This window comes from Pantoea sp. At-9b, assembly GCF_000175935.2.
Taxonomy (GTDB): domain Bacteria; phylum Pseudomonadota; class Gammaproteobacteria; order Enterobacterales; family Enterobacteriaceae; genus Pantoea.
Genome location: NC_014837.1, coordinates 1,762,272 through 1,781,553 on the forward strand (window position 1 = coordinate 1,762,272; position 19,282 = coordinate 1,781,553).

Consider the following 19,282-nt stretch of genomic DNA (forward strand, 5'->3'; position numbering starts at 1 on the left):
GCATTAGCCCTGCGATTTTACCCGATTGGCAAAATTTTTCTTCAGCTTCTGCAATTTTGGTGGGATCACCGCCAGGCAGTAGCCGTTACGCTGACCGGCACCATCCCAGTAATCCTGGTGATAATCTTCTGCCGGATACCATTCGCCCAGCGGCTCAATGGTGGTCACGATCGGATCTTTGTTCTCTTCCTGAGCACGGGCGATGGCCGCGATAGCTTCGGCTTCCTGCTCGGCATTGGCCGGGAAGATAGCGGAACGGTACTGGGTACCGATGTCGTTGCCCTGGCGGTTCAGTTGGGTAGGGTCATGGGTGACAAAGCTGACATCCAGCAGATCGCCAAAGCTGATCTGCGCCGGATCAAAACCGATGCGGATCGCTTCTGCGTGGCCGGTGGCACCGCTGCATACCTGCTCGTAGGTCGGATTGGCACGTGTGCCGCCAGTATAACCACTCTCAACTGACTCAACGCCAATCAGACTTTTAAACACTGCTTCGGTACACCAGAAACAGCCACCCGCGATCACCGCGTATTCAATTGCCATGTCTTTACTCCTGTCAGGGCGAAAGCGTTACTGTGGGGGCGCGCTTTCGGGAATTCAACCATGCTTAAATTAACATTTCTGGCTTAAAGTCGCGGTGTTTATCGAGCAGCAGGTTGCTCATCACGGTAAAACGTCCTTCCCCGGTGTAGTGCAGGGTGGGAGGAAACTCCGGCTTGTCCGCCACATGCGCTTTAACGATCTCAAAGATAAACAGATTGTAGTTATCCACCATCGTATCGTCGTACAACTGACATTCAAAACTGGCGAAGCACTCCTTAATCAGCGGCGCATTGACCTTGCTGGCGGGTTCTGCGGTCAGTTTGCAGGCGTCGAACTTGTCGATACTGTCACCGTGACTGTTGCCAATCGCCACCACACTGTCGATCAAATCGGCGGCGGGCACGTTGATCACGCACTGACCGCTATGGCGGATCAGGTCATGGCTCACGTTGCCATTGGCGATCATGCAGCCGACTAACGACGGCGAGAACTCCAGCATGGTATGCCAGCCGAGTGTCATGATGTCGTGCTGACCTTCATATTGCGAGCTGACCAGCACCACCGGCCCGGGTTCCAGATATTTCCGCGCTTTGCTGACCGGAAAATCGATTTTATGGAGATTCTGACTCATTGCGTTGCTCCTTTTCTCGCAGGATGTGGTAAGTGTAGCGAACCTGCGCAGGTCTTTACCTGCGCGCCAATTACAGGCATGGTATGCAGTCATCTTAAAAGGAGCGGTTCTATGGCGTCTGCGCGTGCGTTAACACAATCCCCTGCGACCTTGCATCTGCTGTGCGGCAAAATTGCGGCAGGAAAATCGACGCTGGCCCATCGGCTGGCCCAGGAAACCGGGGCGGTGATCATTAGCGAGGATGCCTGGCTGGCGCACCTGTTTGCCGATGAAATGCGTGAGGTGACGGATTATGTGCGCTGTGCGGCGAAGCTGCGTAATGCGATGACGCCGCACCTGATCTCACTGCTGCGCTGCGGTGTCTCGGTGGTGCTGGATTTCCCGGCCAACACGCTGCAAAACCGCCAATGGATGAAAGCGGTGATTCAGGCTGCTGATGCGGCACACCAGCTCCATTTCCTCGATGTTTCCGATGAGGAGTGCAAAGCGCGGCTACATGCGCGCAATGCGACGGGTGAACATGATTTCGCCGCCACCGATGCGCAATTTGCGCTGATCAGCAGCTACTTTGTGGCACCGCAGCCGGATGAAGGGTTTACGGTAATCCATCATTAGTGCGCCCTCTCTAGCGCACCACCGGCACATCAGAAAATCGGGTGGTGTAGGCGGGCGACAGCATTTCACGTTTCATCGACCAGGCTTTCTGCATCCCCTGACCGGCAAACCACAACGCACCACGCTGGTGGCCATTCATCTGATCGATTAACTGCATCAGCTGCTCGCTATTGCGCCGTGGCTGATAGTCGGCAAACAGGTCAAACTGCGCTACGCCATCACTGAAAAAATCCCCCAGCATCACGCCGCCTTTCATATAACGTTTGCCGGGGATCCAGATCTTATCCAGACAGCGGAGTGCCGCGTGCATGATGTCGCGGCTATCCTGGGTCGGTGTCACCAGGGTGGTTGTGGCGGAGTTGGCATAGTAAGGATGATGTGGATCGTGTGGGCTGGTGCGGATAAAGGTGCCGATATGGCGGCAATACTGGCGCTCGCTGCGTAGCTTCTCGGCGGCACGTGCTGCGTAGTTACTGATGGCTTCGCGCATATCGTCATATTCGGTCACCCGGTCGCCAAAGGATCGCGAGCAAAGAATATTTTGCCGCTGCGGGATCACCTCTTCAAACGCCAGACACGCCTCGCCGCGCAACTCGCGCACCGTGCGTTCCAGCACCACGCCAAACTGTTTGCGGATCAATGCCGTGGGCGTGTCGGCCAGTTGTAAGGCACGCTCGATGCCCATCAGGTTGAGCCGTTTCGCCAGCCGCCGCCCGACGCCCCAGACTTCGTCCACCGGCACCATGGCCATCAGCTTACGTTGACGCAGCGGGGCGGAGAGATCCAGCACCCCCTCTGCCCGGGTCCAGCGTTTGGCCGCCCAGTTTGCCAGTTTCGCCAGCGTCTTTGTCGGGGCGATGCCGACGCCGACGCGCAGATGGGTTTCTTTATACAGACGATTGCGCATCTGGCGACCAAACGCCTCCAGCGTCATGCAGTTATCGACACCGGTTACATCAACAAAGGCTTCATCGATGGAATACTCATCAACGCGTGGAGCCATCTGTTCCAGCGTCTCCATCACCCGTCGCGACATATCGCCATACAACGCATAGTTGGAGGAGAACACCACTACCTGATGGCGTTGTAAGGCTTCACGCTGCTTAAAATAAGGTGCACCCATTTTGATACCGAGTTTCTTTGCCTCTTTGCTGAGCGAGATAATGCAGCCGTCATTGTTGGACAGCACCACAATCGGTTTGCCACGCAGGTCCGGGCGGAACACGGTTTCGCAGGAGGCGTAGAAGGAGTTGACGTCGACAAGTGCGTACATGGTGAACATCTTGATAACTGTGTTTATATACAGTATTTGCAAGTTAGCAGTATCCGTCAAGCTCTGATTCGCAACAAGACTGTCCCGCGATGGTGCGCCGGATGCACCATTAACTTTCCCTCATTGATTAAGCTACAGTGAGAAAACCTTAACGCACGGTAATTCTGTGATCTGGCACAACTTCTGCATAGTTGCCAGTGGCTTGTATACAAGGCCGCATACCAGTCAACCACTTGGGGGAATCACCGTGCGCAACAATGATAAAGAGAAAATTAACGCTCAGCGTCGCCAGATGATGAAATATTCGATGCTGGCATTAGGTGGTGTCGCGCTCAGTGGCATGCTGGGCAGTCCAGCGGCGATGGCCGCAGACGATGAGATTCTGATTGGCTACTGGCCGATTGTCGGCGGTCTGCCTTTATATGCCGGTATTGAGAAAGGGATATTCAAACAAGCGGGTTTGAAGGTGCGTGCCGTCAAATTCGCCAGCCCGCAGCAGGTGGTGGAAGCGATGATTACCGGGCGAATCCATGGTTGCGCCAACGGCACCGCTACCGGGGCGTTGGGCTTGGGGGCGATTACCAGCCCGGACCTGTTCAAAATTATCTGTTCGAATCCTTCCAATGAAAAAATGGTACTGGATGAGTTTCTGGTGCCGGTCAACAGTAGCGCCAAATCGATCAGCGATCTGAAGGGTAAACGCATTGCCAGCGGTCCGGGTATTCAGAACGTCACCATGGCGAAAATTATTCTGGAGAAGAATGGTTTTACGGATACCAAGGTGATCGAGCTGCCGGTTGGGCAACATGCGCCATCGTTAGCTGCCGGGCAGATTGATGGGGTGTACACGCTGGAACCGACCGGCACGGTGGCCCGCATGAAAGGCATGGGCAAAGTGCTGGAAACCGGGGTGATTGCTAAATATGTGCTGGGCGATGCCAGTGCGCCGTGGTTTGGCGGTGCGGCAGCGCTGACCAGCAGTTTTATCAATGCCGACAAGGCCCGCGCGCAACAGGTGATTGATGCCTACGGTGTTGCGGTCAAATTTATCCAGCAACAGCCGGAAGAGGCGCGGCAATATGTGGCCGGTTACACCGGTATTGAAGCGGCGCTGGTGAAAGAAGTGCCGTTGCCCGGCTTTGTGATGTATGACCAGTTAACCGGCACCAATCTGCAATGGTTCCAGAAGTTTTATGATGTGTTTGCCGAGCGGAAAATTTTCAGCAAGCCACTGCAGGTTGAACCCCTGATCTATCGCGCATAAGGAGAGGTGCCATGATGCAGAGTTGGCGTCGCAGGTTGTTGCCACTGATCGGACCGTTGCTGTTATTTCTTCTCTGGCAGACGGCGGTCAGCGCCAAATGGCTTAACCCGGTGCTGTTGCCCTCGCCGGGGGAAACCCTTGGCTATCTGTTTAGCGCGCTGGCGGATGGCAGCATGAATCAGGATATCGGCGATACGCTTTACCGTACCCTGATGGCCTTTGTGGTGGCGGCGGTTATCGGCGTACCGCTGGGGGTTATGCTCGGCAGTAGTGAACGTTTGTATCGCAGCGTCGAGTTTCTGGTGGATTTTTTCCGCTCCACCCCCTCATCCGCCCTCATCCCCTTGTTTATGCTGATCTTCGGCATTACCGATACCAACAAAATCGCCATCGCCGCCTTTGCGGCGGTGCTGGTGATCCTGTTTAACAGCGCCTACGGCGTGATGAACGCGAGGAAAACCCGCATTATGGCAGCGCAGGTGATGGGCGTTTCTCGCTGGCATGTGTTCAAAGACATCATGCTGATGGAAAGCCTGCCGCAAACCTTTGTCGGATTGCGCACCGGCGTGTCGATGGCGCTGGTGATCGTCATCGTCGCCGAAATGTTTATTGGTTCTGAAACCGGGCTGGGGCACCGCATTATTGATGCGCAGCAGCTGTTCAACATTAAAGATATGTATGCCTCGATTCTGATCACCGGTGCCTTTGGCTATCTGCTGAACCTGGGTTTTCTGCTGATTGAAAAACGCTGTGTGCACTGGAGTGGCAAATCATGAAGAAACCCGATTATCCGCAACCCAATACCCATGTCACCCTGCGTGGACTCGATAAAAGCTTCGCCGGACAGCCGTTGTACCAGGATCTCAACCTCGATTTTCCCAAAGGGAAGATCGTCTCGATATTTGGTCCCAATGGCTGCGGTAAATCGACGTTGATGAACATGATTGCCGGATTGATTCCGGTCGATCGTGGGCAAATTCTGTTCGACGGCAAAACCCTGGCGGAAACCAATATCGGGTACGTGTTCCAGAATTACCGTGATGCGCTTTTTCCCTGGTTAACCGCCTGGCACAATATTGCTTATCCGTTAAAACGTCAGGGGATGAAGGCGGCGGCGGTTAAACAACGCGTGACTGAATTGACGGAGATGTTTGATATTCGCTTCGATCTGCAACGTTATCCGTATGAGCTGTCCGGCGGACAACAGCAAACGGTGTGTATTATGCGCGCGCTGGCAACCAAACCCGAAGTGATGTTCCTTGATGAGCCGTTCTCCGCTCTCGACTTTGAGATGACGCTGTTCATCCGCGATAAATTACAGCAGGTACAGTTGGCGACCGGTGTTACCATGCTGATCGTCTCACATGATCTGGAGGATGCGGTGTTTCTGGCGGATGAAATCCTGTTACTGACGCGGCGGCCTACGCGCGTGGCCGAGATTGTCCCGTTTGAACTGCCACGCCCACGCACTGCTGAGATGATGAGCCACCCGGAATTTGTACGGGTGAAAGCGCATACGCTCGCCGTGTTTAAACGTGAGATGGCGGGTTAGCTGCTGCCGTAGCGGTGTGATCAATTGCACCGCTACGGAAAGTATAAAAAGTGCGGTTATTTACCGCGATAGCCCACCTGATGTAATGACTTCCTGAAATTATCCCCGCCCGAGAATAACCAGCAAACGCAAATATTTTAACCTGTAAAATGTCAGGGTATTCATTCTTAAACCATTAATAAACGGGATGATGTCTTTTTCAGCCTGATAATTAATTACGGTAGTTAATTAGGTGGGGCGCATTATGCTGGTTATGGTGTTAAATGTTATTGTTTTGTTTTCAAGTAGTGATGAAATATATGTGGATTTACATTTATTGACATCTGCTTAACACAAACATACAGTCCTTACGATTTTAACTAACATGTCACCATTGTAAATAATCGGGGAGTGTATGGATATTAAGGAACAACGGTCTGGACGGCGTTCAGGCTTGTCATTTGTCCTGAGCATTATTTTTGCGTTGCTCACGCTGGCGACCGCCATCGCCATTATTATTGGCGGCGGGAAACTTATTTCACTCGGGGGATCGGCATATTATCTGATTGCCGGTATCGCCTATATCGTGCTGGTGGTGCTCTATTTTAAAAAGCCAGTCACGGGTTTTTATTTTTCTTGCCTGATCTTTGCGCTGACGCTTATCTGGTCGCTGGCGGAAGTGGGGGGCTTCATTTATTGGGATCTGTTACCGCGTCTGGTGGTGCCTGCGCTGTTATTCCTGCTGAGCCTGCTGGTGACGGCCACGGATAAAGGTGCCTTGTCACTACAACGCCGTCTCTCCGGTGGACTTAGCCTGGTGGTGTTTGTGGCGCTGATCGCCACGTTTATTGGGGGTTTTTTCCCGCACAACACCGTCTATAACCCGGAAGCGGTCTCCGCCGAGCCATTGCAGCCAACCGATAGCGATGCTTCCAAAGCGGGTCAAGACTGGCGCTATATCAGCCGTAACGCCAGCGGCACCCGTTTTGTGCCGCTCGATCAGATCAACGCGGATAACGTTAAAGATTTGCAGGTGGCCTGGACCTATCATACTGGGCGTCGCCTGACGGGTAATGCGGCGGGTGTCGATGAAAACACGCCGATTCAGATTGGCTCCGTCCTTTATACCTGTACGCCGGAAAACCTGATTGCGGCAGTGGATGCCGATACCGGCAAGCCCATCTGGAAATTCGATCCCCATGCGCGTACCTATGAACACGTCACTTGCCGCAGCGTCGGTTATTACGACTATGACAGCGACGAAACCCTGAGCGCGGAGCAGAAAGCGGCGTATACCGATACCGCCTGTCGTCAGCGTATTATCGTTTCCACCGTTGATGCCCGCCTGATTGCATTGGATGCGCATACCGGCGCGTTGTGTCCGAACTTCGGTCAGAACGGTATGGTGAATCTGCAACAGGGCATGGGAGATACCGCCGATAGCCGCCGTTATCACCCGACCAGTGTGCCAGTGATCATGGGCCACCTGACGGTGTTCGGTTCCTGGGTGCGTGATATCACGGAAGATGAACCATCAGGTGTGCTGCGTGCCTACGATGTCCGTGACGGTTCGCTGGCGTGGGCATGGGATGTGGGCAACGTCGAAGGGGCGAAGCAGGGTGATGATCACTATACCCTGAGTACCCCGAATGTCTGGGCCATCCCAACCTATGATAAAGATCTCGGCCTGGTGTATGTCTCCACCGGTAATGGTCCGCCGGACTATTGGGGCGGCAACCGCAACGCGGCGAAAGAGAAATTCGGTTCATCGGTGATTGCGCTTGACGTTAACACCGGTAAAACCAAATGGGTCTTCCAGACGGTACATCACGATATTTGGGACTACGACTTACCGTCGCAGCCGGTGATGTACAACATGAAGAATGAGCAGGGCGAAGTGGTGCCTGCGCTGATTCAGACCAGCAAAATGGGTGAAATCTTCGTACTGGATCGCCGCACCGGTAAGCCGGTGAGCAAAGTCGAAGAGAAAGCGGTGCCGACCTCTCCGGCGGCGCAGGAAGAACATCTGTCACCGACCCAACCGTTCTCGGTGGATATGCCGACGATCGGCCTGGAGCAACTGAACGAGCAGAAAATGTGGGGCGTCAGCATGTTTGACCAGCTCTACTGCCGCATTCTGTTCAAATCGGCGCTCTATTCCGGCATCTTCCAGCCGAACAGCGAAAAAACCTACCTGGAATTCCCGGCAACCATGGGGGGCATGAACTGGGGTGGGGTGTCTATCGATGAAACTTCCGGCATTCTTTACGTCAATGATATCCGTCTGGGTATGCTGATGGCGCTGAAGAGTAAAGAAGCCGCGCAGGGGCAGAAAATCTCCCTGAACGAAGTCCCACAATGGGCAGGCACCATCCGTCCGCAGATCAGTGGGCCTTACGTTGGGGTACGGATGGATAACTTTGCCTCCTTCCTGCAAGTGCCGTGTCAGCACCCGCCGTTTGGTACCATGACGGCCATCGATCTGCACAGTAAGAAGATCGTCTGGCAGGTGCCAATGGGTACGGTGGAAGATACCGGTCCGCTGGGGGTGAAAACGCATCTGCCGATGCCGGTGGGCATGCCGACCCTGGGCGGCCCGACCACCACCAAAAGCGGTTTAGTGTTCTTTGCCGGTAGCCAGGATAATTACCTGCGTGCGCTGGACAGCAAAACCGGGAAAGAGGTGTGGAAAGTGCGTCTGCCGGTGGGAGCGACCGCCTCGCCGCTGATTTATCAGTCCGCGAAAACCGGTAAAGAGTACATCGTGATCTCCGCAGGCGGTGCCGCGCACTCGCCGGATGTGGGTGATTACCTGATTGCTTACGCCTTGCCAGACAAAGCGTAACGCTGAAAACGCCCGGCGCAATGAGCCGGGCGTTTTCATTCAACGTGCCGCATAAATAATAAAAGTCACCACCCCGAAGATCTCCAGTTCCTCTTCTTCTCCCGGTGTAATCGGCGCGTAGCGCGGGTTCATGGCAAGCAGCTGCACGCGCGGAAACTGTTGTAACCGTTTAACTGTAAACTCGCCATTAATGGCTGCCACCACGATATCACCGTGTTTCGCATCCAGCGCACTGTCGACCACCAGCAAATCTCCTTCACTGATATTCGCGTCGCGCATCGAATCACCTTCCACCCGCACAAAATAGGTGGCGCTGGGATGGGGGACCAGATGCTCGTTCAGATCCAGCTTGCGTTCAATATAATCCGCCGCCGGGGAAGGGAAGCCGCAGCGTACCCGCTCAAGAAAGAGAGGTAATTGATGCGGCGGTGCACCAGGCATCGGACGCATCACCAGGGGAGAAAAGGGATAAACTTTCATGGCGAATTCTCAAGAACAAAACTGTATGTATATACAGTATTATTATCAGCCAATTCTGAGATCGCAATACGTCATCCCGATATAATTTTGTAAAACGTAGAAATATCAATCAATTGTCGAGTTTTTCTCCCCGCAAGGTCACTGCCGGTCCCACCGCCAGGGCTTTTCCTTTATCGGTGGTAATGGACACCTGATCCAGGCTGGCGTTGACGTATCGGGCCTGCACGCCGTATTCAGCGGTGATCGCGATATGGCGCAGACGGACATCGGTGACCGGGGCTTCCGGCAATCCGCTCAAGATCATGGCGTATTTAGCGCCCGTCGCCGCAAGGTGGTTGACCTCAATACCCGATATAACAGGCGTGGTCGGCGTCACGGGCGCAGCCGCGATCGGCGCAATCAGAGCATGACCGGCCGCGCCCGCCTGGCCGGAGTAGCTGTCGGTCACCAGCAGCGGCGTGGCAACATCCGTCATCGTCACGTGGTCAACCTGCAATGGCCCAATCTTGTTACCCCGGTCACGACCTGATTTCACGCGCAGGCCATTTTCCGCCCCGACAAATCTCACATGTGAAACGGTGACTTTGCCAATGCCGTTGATGGTCTCGCTCCCCAGGGAGATCCCATGCCCTTGTCTCATCACCGAATCCTGAATAGCGATATTTTCAGATTTTACTCCGCTGCCCGCGCTGATCCCGGATTTGATGGCGATATGATCATCACCGGTACTGATGTCGGCGTGTTTTATCAGGATGTCTGAAGAAGAAACGATATCGATACCATCGGTATTGGGCGCGGTGCTGGGGTTGTCGACAGTCAGCTGATCAATCTTCAGGTGTTGGCTGTTTCTCAGTACCAGGTTCCACATCGGCGAGTTGGTCAGCCGGATATTATGAATCTCTGAAGAGGTCACATTATTCATTTCTACCAGCCAGGGCCTGGGCATGCCATTTGCCAGCGGTATTCCTTGATATTTTGCCGTAAAAGCCTCGGGATGACCGGACCTCACGGTGTTGCGCAACGCGATCGCCGCTGGCCACCAGGCTTGCGCGCCGTTGCCATCAATGGTTCCGCCGCCCTCAATGGCGACATGCCTGACACCATTGGCGAGGATAAACGCTTCATTCGGCTGGGTGGGCCTGCCAAGAAATGCATCCACGAACTGAGCGGTATCAGGTGTGGCCTTCAGCGTGACGCCGTCGGGAATCACGAGTGTCACGTTGCTCTTTAACACGATCGGGCCAGAAAGCCACACGCCAGGCCCCAGTGTGACGTGACCTCCGCCTTGTTGCGCACAGCGATCAATCGCCTGCTGAATCGCTCGGGTAGCCAGCGTGCTATCATCGCCCTTGCCACCGAAATCAGCGGGGGAGCAATGGAAGGGCGCGGCAACGGCGAACAAGGGGGTAACACTGACGGCGGCGCAGGCAAAACCAAGGGCTGTTTTCTTCATAATATTGACGTTAATCCGTGGAAGTTGAGCACATCACGTCAATTTACCGTTGTGAGCAAAAGGTGAGTAGAAGAAAGCCGTGTCGTGGGGCGGCGTTTTATTGAGTATTTGTTTTTTCTATGTATTTTTGCCCGGCAAATGCAAGCAAATATTGCGCGTTAGTCACCTGAGCATTGCTGCTTCCGCCCGCTGTTTTTGGCAAAATCCTCATCCGTGTCTACACTTAACTGCGATGATGTTCGCAGTCTGGTTACTGTGTTGACAATAAACTTGTTTATTTGTGGAGCGTTACCCATCGAAATACCATCCTGTCGGAAAACCCTCCCCGTTCTACGTATCATTTCCTGCACGCAACCTGCCTCCGAACATCGCTATTGCTATCAGCCATTCGCCCAGGAGGAGTGACGTGACCCCAGCGGTACATGAAAACAGCACCCTACCGTCGTTGAGCGGCGGGCTTTATGCCTTCTTTTTTGATGTTGATGGCACGCTGGCCACTATTCAGCCGCAGCCCGAGTTGGTTGCCATACCCGCATCGGTGCGCCAGCATCTGCAACAACTCTCCAATCTCAACCATGGCGCACTGGCGCTGGTATCGGGCCGTCCGATTGCGCAACTGGATGAATTGGTTGCGCCGCTGGAAGCCTCAGCGGCAGGCGTCCATGGCGCCGAACGCCGCGATGCCAGTGGCCGTATTCATCGCCAGTCACTGCCTGCCGACGTTGCGCAAACGCTGCATCAGGAATTGCAGGACACGCTGGATCAATGGCCCGGCACCCAGCTTGAGGCCAAAGGGATGGCGTTTGCGCTGCATTATCGCCGGGCGATGGAGTACGAACAGGCGGTGATCAAGCTGGCGGAGGATGCCGTCGCACGTTTTCCGGGGTTGGCACTGCAACCGGGAAAATGCGTGGTGGAACTGAAACCGCAGGGCATCGATAAAGGTGCGGCGATTCGTGACTTTATGCGCGAAGCGCCTTTTGCCGGACGCATTCCGGTATTTGTGGGTGATGACCTGACAGACGAACAAGGCTTCCTGGCGGTGAACGCGCTGGGTGGGATTTCCGTCAAGGTCGGAGAAGGGGCAAGCCATGCCCGTTACCGCCTCAGCAGTGTGGATGCGGTCTGGAGCTGGCTGGAACAATTACTATTACAATCAAAGCATGACAACGTCGGTAAGGAGTCAAGGTTATGAGTCGCTTAGTAGTCGTATCTAACCGTATCGCCATTCCTGATGGGAGCAAAGCCAGTGCTGGCGGCCTCGCCGTTGGGTTACTGGATGCGCTGAAAACCACCGGAGGATTATGGTTTGGCTGGAACGGCGAGATCAGCGAGATTTCCGGTGAAGAAGAGGATGAGGTGAGTGTCAGCGAGTATGACGGCATCACCTATGCCGCGATGCCGTTGAATCAAAATGATTATGATCTCTATTATTGCCAGTTCTCCAATACCGTTATCTGGCCTGCGTTTCACTATCGTCTCGATCTGGTGCAATTTCAGCGCGAAGCCTGGGAGGGATATTGCCGCGTCAATACCCTGTTGGCGAATCGCCTGAAACCGCTGTTACAACCGGACGATATTTTATGGATTCACGATTATCATCTGCTGCCCTTTGCCGCCGAGTTGCGCAAACAGGGCATTAATAACCGCATCGGATTCTTTCTGCATATCCCGTTCCCGACGCCGGAAATCTTCAATGCCTTGCCGCCTCATCAGGCGCTGCTGGAGATGCTGTGCGATTATGACTTGTTGGGTTTCCAGACAGAATCCGATCGCGTGGCTTTCCTCGATAGCCTGAGTCAGCTGACGCAGTTACAGAATAAAGGGGAGAAGAAGCATCGGGCGTTCGGCAATACCTTTATGACCGAGGTCTATCCCATCGGTATTGAGCCGGACAGCATTAAAGAGATGGCGGAAGGGCCGTTGCCCCCGAAAATGGCCGCGATGAAGCGTGAACTGGGGGATGTGCAAAATATTATCGCCTGTGAGCGGCTGGATTATTCCAAAGGATTGCCGGAGCGCTTTCTTGCCTATGAAGCGTTGCTGGAGCACTACCCGCAGCATCGCGGCAACATCCGTTATTCGCAGATTGCGCCGACCTCACGCGGCGAGGTACAGGCTTACCAGGATATTCGGCATCAGCTGGAGACCGAAGCCGGTCGCATCAACGGGAAATATGGCACGCTGGGCTGGACGCCGCTGTATTACCTCAATCAGCACTTTGATCGTCGACTGTTGATGAAGATTTTCCGTCTGACGGATGTCGGTCTGATCACCCCGTTGCGTGATGGGATGAATCTGGTGGCGAAAGAGTACGTGGCGGCGCAAGACCCGGATGATCCTGGGGTGCTGATTTTGTCGCGGTTTGCCGGTGCCGCCAACGAGCTGACGTCGGCCTTGATCGTCAACCCCTATGATCGTGATGAAGTCGCCGCCGCGCTGGACCGGGCGCTGACTATGCCGCGTACCGAGCGTATATCGCGCTATAACGACATGATGGCGGTATTGCGGCAACATGATATCTCGCACTGGCGTGAGCGTTTTCTGGCGGATTTAAACGCGCTGCCAGCACGCAGTGCGGATCACGGTATGGCGCATAAAGTCGCCACCTTCCCTAAGCTGGCATAATGCACGCTCAGAGCACAGGGCGCGATTTATCGCGTCCTGTGCTGCGCTGTCGGTAAAAAACGCGCGATAAATCGTGCCGCTACGCTGACAGCGTTTACATTCACTTTCCTCTCTCATTATTACGCCCCGCAATCGATGCTTTTTCGTTAACCAGCGAATATACGATATATCAGGCAATTGGCTTATTTTTGCTCAAAAAAGCAGCATTCGAGAGTAAAAACGGTTTTTTTCGCGATGCAATCCTAAAGATCCCCAGGCATTTGCCGATAGTTTGGATACATCAATGCGTAAGCGCAGCGATTCATTCATATCCCTAATGTAACGCATTGTTACATCCACTGTCGTTCACTAAACACTCCCTACGAACCGTTAACGCTACGTTGCCGCTCTACGCCGACTATTCACATAACGTTTGCGACCGGTTGTTCATGCCTTTCTGCAATATTCCCTGTAAGTGATTAATTTGAAAGCGAATAATTTCGACTTAATTTAGCATTTTATGCTGGCTATCGGTTTAATCCTGGTGCGTTACCATGACCTAATCGCAATGAGGCAGATAAAAGATCGCTTTAACGCGGCGATTTACCCGATAGCGATTTGTAAGCGAATCGGCAGGGAAATATTAGCGAAATAATGCATTTTTGCTCAAAAAATGAGCAACAGAAAAGCAAAGCTGAAGGGTTGGAGAAAAAATTTGCCTTAAAAGTGTGACGTAGATCACACTTTATCTAAAATTTCACACTTATCACGTTGTATGTCGAAATCAGACGATATAGATTTGCCTTGTTTTCAGAATAGTCTTAAAAAACTGTAAGCAGACGTCACGGAAGATGGTTAGAACTCAAGAAAAGATTGGCCTGGAGTTATGACTACTACTGATCAGTGTCCCGGTGGGAAGTGAAACAGTTCAGTACACGTTTGGCTTATGCCTGAATATTTTTTGCCATCTTTAGATTTACCAACCAGCAACCCGAACCATAGAGATATTCTTTCTGTGGCCGTATATATGTCGCGTCTATCAGGATGGAAAAAATGGGTACATCAGAATTACTAAAACATATTTATGACATCAACTTGTCATATTTGTTACTTGCTCAGCGTTTAATTAACCAGGAAAAAGCTTCAGCAATGTTTCGTTTGGGCATCGATGAGTCGATGGCCGATGCATTGTCACAATTAACTCTACCTGAGATGGTAAAATTAGCGGAAACCAATCAACTGGTTTGCCAGTTCCGCTTTACTGACCACAACATTATTAATCGCCTGACACAAGAATCTCGCGTGGATGATTTACAGCAAATCCACACCGGTATTTTATTATCCAGCCGTTTATTGCGTAACGCGTCCAAGGACGACGTTGGCACGAAAAAGAGGGCGGTATAATGAGCGAAAAAAGTATTGTTCAGGAAGCGCGTGACATTCAACTCGCCATGGAGTTGATTACGCTGGGCGCGCGACTGCAAATGCTGGAAAGCGAAACGCAGCTGAGCCGTGGTCGTCTGATTAAGCTGTACAAAGAACTTCGTGGTAGCCCGCCGCCAAAAGGGATGTTGCCATTCTCTACTGACTGGTTCATGACCTGGGAACAAAACATTCACGCGTCAATGTTCTGCAACGCCTGGCAGTTCCTGTTGAAAACCGGGTTGAGCAACGGCGTGGAAGCCGTGATCAAAGCGTATCGTCTCTATCTTGAGCAGTGCCCACAATCTGATGACGGCCCGCTACTGGCGCTGACGCGCGCCTGGACGCTGGTACGCTTTGTCGAAAGCGGCATGCTGGAACTCTCCGACTGCAAATGCTGCAACGGTAGCTTTATCAACCATGCACATCAGCCAGCAGGCAGCTTTGTGTGCAGCCTGTGCCAGCCGCCATCACGCGCCGTAAAAAGACGTAAACTTTCTGCAGATTCTGCCGATACCTTTCCACAACTGCTGGATGAACAGGTTAAACACGCCGTTTAAGTTTGTTCGCATCGTGGAAGCCATCCAGCAGCGGTTAATCCGCTGCTTTTTTTTTGCGCTACGTTTGTGAATAACACCTGCGGCTCTCTGGCTTAACTTCCACCAACACGTTACGGACGTAAGGATTTTTTTGTGCTGATTATTCTGGGTTATATCGTGGTCCTCGGGTCCGTGTTAGGCGGCTACTTGTTGGTTGGCGGCCATCTGGGCGCGCTTTATCAGCCGTCAGAGTTGCTGATAATTGGCGGTGCCGCTGTTGGTGCTTTTTTGGTCGGTAACAATGGCAAGGCAATTAAAAAGACCTTAAAAGCATTTCCTTTGTTAATGCGCGGCTCGAAATATAACAAAGCCGTTTACATGGATTTAATGGCTCTGCTGTATCGCCTGATGGCGAAATCCCGTCAGCAGGGGATGCTGTCACTGGAACGTGATATTGAAGACCCCAGCCAGAGTGAAATTTTCGCTAACTATCCCCGTATTCTGGCCGATAAACAGTTAGTGGATTTTATTACCGATTATTTGCGTTTAATGGTCAGCGGAAATATGAACGCGTTCGAAATCGAAGCGTTGATGGACGAAGAAATTGAGACCTATGAACACGAGTGTGAAGTGCCAGCTCAAAGTTTATCGGCGGTCGGCGATGGCTTACCGGCCTTTGGTATCGTGGCGGCAGTAATGGGTGTGGTACACGCACTGGCGTCGGCGGATCGTCCGGCGGCCGAGCTGGGCGCGTTGGTTGCCCATGCGATGGTGGGAACCTTCCTCGGCATCCTGCTGGCTTACGGTTTTATTTCGCCGCTGGCTTCGGTGTTACGTCAGAAATGTGCTGAATCCACCAAGATGATGCAGTGCATTAAGGTGACGTTGCTCTCCAGCCTTAACGGTTATGCGCCGCAGATCGCGGTGGAGTTTGGTCGTAAAACCCTGTACTCCACTGAGCGTCCGTCATTCCAGGAGCTGGAAGAACACGTGCGTAACGCGAAAAACCCGGCCAAACAGACCTCGGATGAAGCCTCATGAAGCATGGCAATCGCCCCATTGTGCTGATTAAACGGCGCAAACATAAAAGACATGAAGGAGGCCATGGCTCGTGGAAGATTGCCTATGCCGACTTTATGACGGCGATGATGGCGTTCTTTATGGTGATGTGGCTGCTGTCGATTGCAAACCCGCAGCAGCTGGTACAAATAGCAGAATACTTCAGAACGCCGTTGAAAGTTGCGTTGACCGGTGGGCAGCGCAGTAGCGACAGCGACAGCCCGATTCCTGGCGGCGGTGACGATCCGACCAAAAAAGACGGTGAAGTCAAAAAAGTGGTTGATATGGATGCGCAGAAACGTCAGCTGGATGATATTCGCCTGAATCGCCTGCGTGAAAAACTTGACCAGTTGATTGAGGCCGATCCGCGTTTGAAAGCGCTGCGTCCGCATCTGATTATCAACATGGTGGAGGAGGGGCTGCGTATTCAGATTATCGATAGCCAGAACCGACCGATGTTTAAAACCGGCAGCGCCGAGGTGGAGCCCTACATGCGCGATATTTTGCGCGCGATTGCGCCTGTGCTGAACGATATTCCGAACAAAATCAGCCTCGCGGGCCATACCGATGATTTCCAGTATGCCACCGGCGATCGTGGGTACAGCAACTGGGAACTGTCGGCGGATCGCGCCAACGCGTCACGCCGTGAACTGATGATGGGCGGCCTGGATGGCAGCAAAATGCTGCGTGTAGTCGGTATGGCCGACACCATGAAACTGAAAAATCGCGGGGGTAATGATGCTGTTAACCGCCGCATTAGCCTGTTGGTGTTGAACCACGACACTGAAGCAGCAATTGAAAAAGAGAACGCCGAGAGCGACGCCGTCCAGGTTAGCGACCCGGCACAGATAATCCCCGATATTACCGCGCCCGCCGTTCCGGCTGCGCCGACAGCACCCGCAGCTTCAACGACACCGGCTGCGCCGGCTGCCTCGGCGACGCCTGCTGCTCCGGCCAATCCGGGCGCAAGTGCGGTGACTACTGACCACTCCTCACAGCCGAGGTGATCCCGTGAGCATGGACATCAGCGATTTTTACCAGACGTTTTTTGATGAGGCCGATGAGCTGTTAGCGGACATGGAGCAACATCTGTTGGGACTGGACCCGCAGGAGCCAGATTCCGAACAGTTGAATGCCATCTTCCGCGCCGCCCACTCGATTAAGGGCGGAGCCGGTACGTTCGGCTTTACCGTTTTACAGGAAACCACTCACATCCTGGAAAACATTCTGGATGGTGCGCGTCGTGGCGAAATGGCGCTCAGCACTGACATCATCAACCTGTTTTTGGAAACCAAAGATATTATGCAGGAACAGCTCGATGCCTATAAAACCGCGCAGGAACCGAACGCAGAAAGCTTTAACTACATCTGCGAAGCCCTGCGTCAGCTGGCGCTGGAAGCCAAAGGGGTAGCACCTGCCGCACCGGCGGTGGCTGCCGTGGTGGTGAACGACGTGCCTGCCGCACCGGCTGCCAGCAGTGCGGGGCTGCGCCTGCAACTGGTTGACCTGAAAGAGAAAGAGCCAGAATTGTTGCTGGAAGAACTGGGCAATCTCGGCACATTGAGCGATGTGGTAAAAGGCGCTAACACGCTGGAAGCCACCATCGACGGCGTAGGTAAAGATGACATCGTCGCCGTACTGTGCTTTGTGATCGAAGAAGCACAGATTCGCTTCCCGGAAGGGGCTGCTGCACCGGTTGCCGCGCCAGTCGCTGAGCCGGAGGTGGCCGTTGAACCGGCACCCAGCGCTACCGTTACCGACATCACACCGGCTAAGCGCGAAACCAAACGTGCCGCGGCACCGGCCAAAGCCAGCGAATCCAGCAGTATCCGCGTTGCGGTAGAGAAAGTTGATCAGTTGATTAACCTGGTGGGTGAACTGGTGATTACCCAGTCGATGCTGGCACAGCGTTCCGGCGAACTGGACCCGGTGGCACATGGCGATCTGCTGAACAGCATGGGACAACTGGAGCGTAACGCACGTGACCTCCAGGAATCGGTGATGTCGATCCGTATGATGCCGATGGAGTATGTCTTCAGCCGCTTCCCGCGTTTGGTGCGCGATCTGGCCAGCAAGCTGGGCAAAGAAGTGGAACTGACGCTGCTCGGCAGTTCGACCGAACTGGATAAGAGCCTGATCGAACGTATTATCGATCCGTTAACTCACCTGGTACGTAACAGCCTTGACCACGGTATCGAATCGCCGGAAAAACGCCTGGCGGCGGGCAAAAGCGGTGTGGGCAACCTGACGCTGTCTGCGGAACATCAGGGTGGCAACATCTGTATTGAAGTGGTCGATGATGGCGCAGGCCTTAACCGCGAACGCATTCTGGCGAAAGCGATGTCGTCTGGCCTGCCGGTCAGTGAAAGCATGAGTGACGAAGAAGTCGGCATGCTGATCTTTGCGCCGGGCTTCTCCACCGCCGAGCAGGTTACCGATGTGTCGGGCCGTGGCGTGGGCATGGATGTGGTGAAACGTAATATTCAGGAGATGGGCGGCCACGTCGAAATCGCCTCGAAGCAGGGCAAAGGCACCACCATTCGCATTCTGCTGCCGCTGACGCTGGCTATCCTCGACGGGATGTCGGTACGTGTCGCGGATGAAGTCTTCATTCTGCCACTCAACGCGGTGATGGAATCGCTGCAACCGCGCGCGGAAGAACTGAAACCGCTGGCCGGTGGCGAGCGCGTGCTGGAAGTGCGTGGCGAGTATCTGCCGCTGGTGGAGTTGTGGAATGTGTTCGATGTGCAACACGCCAAAACCGATGCCACGCAGGGCATTGTGGTGATCCTGCAAAGCGCAGGCCGTCGCTATGCGTTGCTGGTTGATCAGCTGATTGGTCAGCATCAGGTGGTGGTGAAAAACCTCGAAAGTAACTATCGCAAAGTGCCGGGCATTTCAGCCGCCACCATCCTTGGCGATGGCAGCGTGGCGCTGATTGTGGATGTCTCAGCCCTGCAATCGCTGAACCGTGAAAAACGTGTGGCCGGTGCCGCAGCGTAATCGATAATGAAAAGGTA

The 19,282-nt window shown here is 53.7% G+C and carries 17 protein-coding genes; 12 read left to right on the plus strand and 5 right to left on the minus strand.

The features are described from left to right. Positions 1-3: 3 nt before the first annotated feature. Complete coding sequence (gene msrA, locus PAT9B_RS08050; RefSeq protein WP_013508764.1) at positions 4-543, minus strand: peptide-methionine (S)-S-oxide reductase MsrA; 540 nt, start codon at positions 541-543, stop codon at positions 4-6. A 64-nt stretch (positions 544-607) separates the two neighbouring features. Further along, a complete protein-coding gene (locus tag PAT9B_RS08055) occupies positions 608-1,174 on the minus strand; it encodes a flavin reductase family protein (protein WP_013508765.1) in 567 nt (188 codons plus the stop codon). Between the two features lie 111 nt (positions 1,175-1,285). Here PAT9B_RS08055 and PAT9B_RS08060 point away from each other — a divergent pair, with 111 nt between their 5' ends. Then, positions 1,286-1,789 (plus strand): ATP-binding protein, encoded by a 504-nt coding sequence (locus tag PAT9B_RS08060; RefSeq protein ID WP_013508766.1) that lies wholly within the window; start codon positions 1,286-1,288, stop codon positions 1,787-1,789. Between the two features lie 10 nt (positions 1,790-1,799). On the opposite strand, the gene umuC is transcribed toward PAT9B_RS08060, so the two are convergent. Next, entirely contained in the window at positions 1,800-3,062 is a 1,263-nt protein-coding gene (gene umuC / locus PAT9B_RS08065; protein ID WP_041525765.1) for a translesion error-prone DNA polymerase V subunit UmuC, read from the minus strand. Positions 3,063-3,354: 292 nt separating this feature from the next. Between umuC and PAT9B_RS08070 the strand changes: the two genes are divergently transcribed. The 4 genes from PAT9B_RS08070 (at position 3,355) to PAT9B_RS08085 (ending at position 8,702) form a co-directional block, all read left to right on the plus strand. Then, positions 3,355-4,326, plus strand: a complete 972-nt coding sequence (locus PAT9B_RS08070) for an ABC transporter substrate-binding protein (RefSeq protein ID WP_049792204.1) — start codon at positions 3,355-3,357, stop codon at positions 4,324-4,326. Between the two features lie 11 nt (positions 4,327-4,337). Beyond that, the gene (locus PAT9B_RS08075; RefSeq protein WP_013508769.1) at positions 4,338-5,102 is read left to right on the plus strand and encodes an ABC transporter permease; all 765 of its coding nucleotides are present in this window, start codon (positions 4,338-4,340) and stop codon (positions 5,100-5,102) included. Beyond that, positions 5,099-5,878, plus strand: a complete 780-nt coding sequence (locus tag PAT9B_RS08080; protein ID WP_013508770.1) for an ABC transporter ATP-binding protein — start codon at positions 5,099-5,101, stop codon at positions 5,876-5,878. Before PAT9B_RS08075 ends, PAT9B_RS08080 begins: the two co-directional genes overlap by 4 nt. 394 nt (positions 5,879-6,272) lie before the next feature. Further along, on the plus strand, positions 6,273-8,702 hold the full coding sequence (locus tag PAT9B_RS08085) for a membrane-bound PQQ-dependent dehydrogenase, glucose/quinate/shikimate family (RefSeq protein WP_013508771.1): 2,430 nt from the start codon (positions 6,273-6,275) through the stop codon (positions 8,700-8,702). 39 nt (positions 8,703-8,741) lie between these two features. On the opposite strand, the gene umuD is transcribed toward PAT9B_RS08085, so the two are convergent. Continuing rightward, positions 8,742-9,182 carry a translesion error-prone DNA polymerase V autoproteolytic subunit gene (gene umuD, locus PAT9B_RS08090; protein ID WP_013508772.1) on the minus strand — a complete coding sequence of 147 codons (441 nt, stop codon included), beginning with the start codon at positions 9,180-9,182 and terminating at the stop codon, positions 8,742-8,744. Positions 9,183-9,291: 109 nt separating this feature from the next. Beyond that, a complete protein-coding gene (locus PAT9B_RS08095; protein WP_013508773.1) occupies positions 9,292-10,635 on the minus strand; it encodes a glycoside hydrolase family 28 protein in 1,344 nt (447 codons plus the stop codon). Positions 10,636-11,041: 406 nt separating this feature from the next. Between PAT9B_RS08095 and otsB the strand changes: the two genes are divergently transcribed. The 7 genes from otsB (at position 11,042) to cheA (ending at position 19,265) form a co-directional block, all read left to right on the plus strand. Further along, positions 11,042-11,830, plus strand: coding sequence for a trehalose-phosphatase (otsB, locus tag PAT9B_RS08100; protein ID WP_013508774.1), 789 nt, complete (start codon positions 11,042-11,044; stop codon positions 11,828-11,830). Then, a complete protein-coding gene (otsA, locus tag PAT9B_RS08105) occupies positions 11,827-13,263 on the plus strand; it encodes an alpha,alpha-trehalose-phosphate synthase (RefSeq protein WP_013508775.1) in 1,437 nt (478 codons plus the stop codon). The genes otsB and otsA overlap by 4 nt, the downstream gene beginning before the upstream one ends. A gap of 1,032 nt (positions 13,264-14,295) precedes the next feature. Next, positions 14,296-14,646, plus strand: coding sequence for a flagellar transcriptional regulator FlhD (gene flhD / locus PAT9B_RS08110; RefSeq protein WP_013508776.1), 351 nt, complete (start codon positions 14,296-14,298; stop codon positions 14,644-14,646). Beyond that, complete coding sequence (gene flhC / locus PAT9B_RS08115) at positions 14,646-15,224, plus strand: flagellar transcriptional regulator FlhC (RefSeq protein ID WP_013508777.1); 579 nt, start codon at positions 14,646-14,648, stop codon at positions 15,222-15,224. Before flhD ends, flhC begins: the two co-directional genes overlap by 1 nt. A 132-nt stretch (positions 15,225-15,356) precedes the next feature. Then, entirely contained in the window at positions 15,357-16,244 is an 888-nt protein-coding gene (motA, locus tag PAT9B_RS08120; RefSeq protein WP_013508778.1) for a flagellar motor stator protein MotA, read from the plus strand. Beyond that, the gene (motB, locus tag PAT9B_RS08125; RefSeq protein WP_013508779.1) at positions 16,241-17,269 is read left to right on the plus strand and encodes a flagellar motor protein MotB; all 1,029 of its coding nucleotides are present in this window, start codon (positions 16,241-16,243) and stop codon (positions 17,267-17,269) included. Before motA ends, motB begins: the two co-directional genes overlap by 4 nt. Before the next feature lie 10 nt (positions 17,270-17,279). Next, entirely contained in the window at positions 17,280-19,265 is a 1,986-nt protein-coding gene (gene cheA, locus PAT9B_RS08130) for a chemotaxis protein CheA (RefSeq protein WP_190274658.1), read from the plus strand. The last annotated feature ends 17 nt before the right edge of the window (positions 19,266-19,282 follow it).

What these genes read in the sequence shown, in the direction of transcription:
- flhC (WP_013508777.1), top strand. Translation starts at nt 14,646, where the DNA reads ATGAGCGAAAAAAGTATTGTTCAGGAAGCGCGTGACATTCAACTCGCC.
- umuD (WP_013508772.1), bottom strand. Translation starts at nt 9,182, where the DNA reads ATGAAAGTTTATCCCTTTTCTCCCCTGGTGATGCGTCCGATGCCTGGT.
- motB (WP_013508779.1), top strand. Translation starts at nt 16,241, where the DNA reads ATGAAGCATGGCAATCGCCCCATTGTGCTGATTAAACGGCGCAAACAT.
- msrA (WP_013508764.1), bottom strand. Translation starts at nt 543, where the DNA reads ATGGCAATTGAATACGCGGTGATCGCGGGTGGCTGTTTCTGGTGTACC.
- PAT9B_RS08095 (WP_013508773.1), bottom strand. Translation starts at nt 10,635, where the DNA reads ATGAAGAAAACAGCCCTTGGTTTTGCCTGCGCCGCCGTCAGTGTTACC.
- flhD (WP_013508776.1), top strand. Translation starts at nt 14,296, where the DNA reads ATGGGTACATCAGAATTACTAAAACATATTTATGACATCAACTTGTCA.
- otsA (WP_013508775.1), top strand. Translation starts at nt 11,827, where the DNA reads ATGAGTCGCTTAGTAGTCGTATCTAACCGTATCGCCATTCCTGATGGG.
- PAT9B_RS08070 (WP_049792204.1), top strand. Translation starts at nt 3,355, where the DNA reads ATGATGAAATATTCGATGCTGGCATTAGGTGGTGTCGCGCTCAGTGGC.
- PAT9B_RS08055 (WP_013508765.1), bottom strand. Translation starts at nt 1,174, where the DNA reads ATGAGTCAGAATCTCCATAAAATCGATTTTCCGGTCAGCAAAGCGCGG.
- PAT9B_RS08075 (WP_013508769.1), top strand. Translation starts at nt 4,338, where the DNA reads ATGATGCAGAGTTGGCGTCGCAGGTTGTTGCCACTGATCGGACCGTTG.
- PAT9B_RS08085 (WP_013508771.1), top strand. Translation starts at nt 6,273, where the DNA reads ATGGATATTAAGGAACAACGGTCTGGACGGCGTTCAGGCTTGTCATTT.
- PAT9B_RS08080 (WP_013508770.1), top strand. Translation starts at nt 5,099, where the DNA reads ATGAAGAAACCCGATTATCCGCAACCCAATACCCATGTCACCCTGCGT.
- umuC (WP_041525765.1), bottom strand. Translation starts at nt 3,062, where the DNA reads ATGTACGCACTTGTCGACGTCAACTCCTTCTACGCCTCCTGCGAAACC.
- cheA (WP_190274658.1), top strand. Translation starts at nt 17,280, where the DNA reads ATGGACATCAGCGATTTTTACCAGACGTTTTTTGATGAGGCCGATGAG.
- PAT9B_RS08060 (WP_013508766.1), top strand. Translation starts at nt 1,286, where the DNA reads ATGGCGTCTGCGCGTGCGTTAACACAATCCCCTGCGACCTTGCATCTG.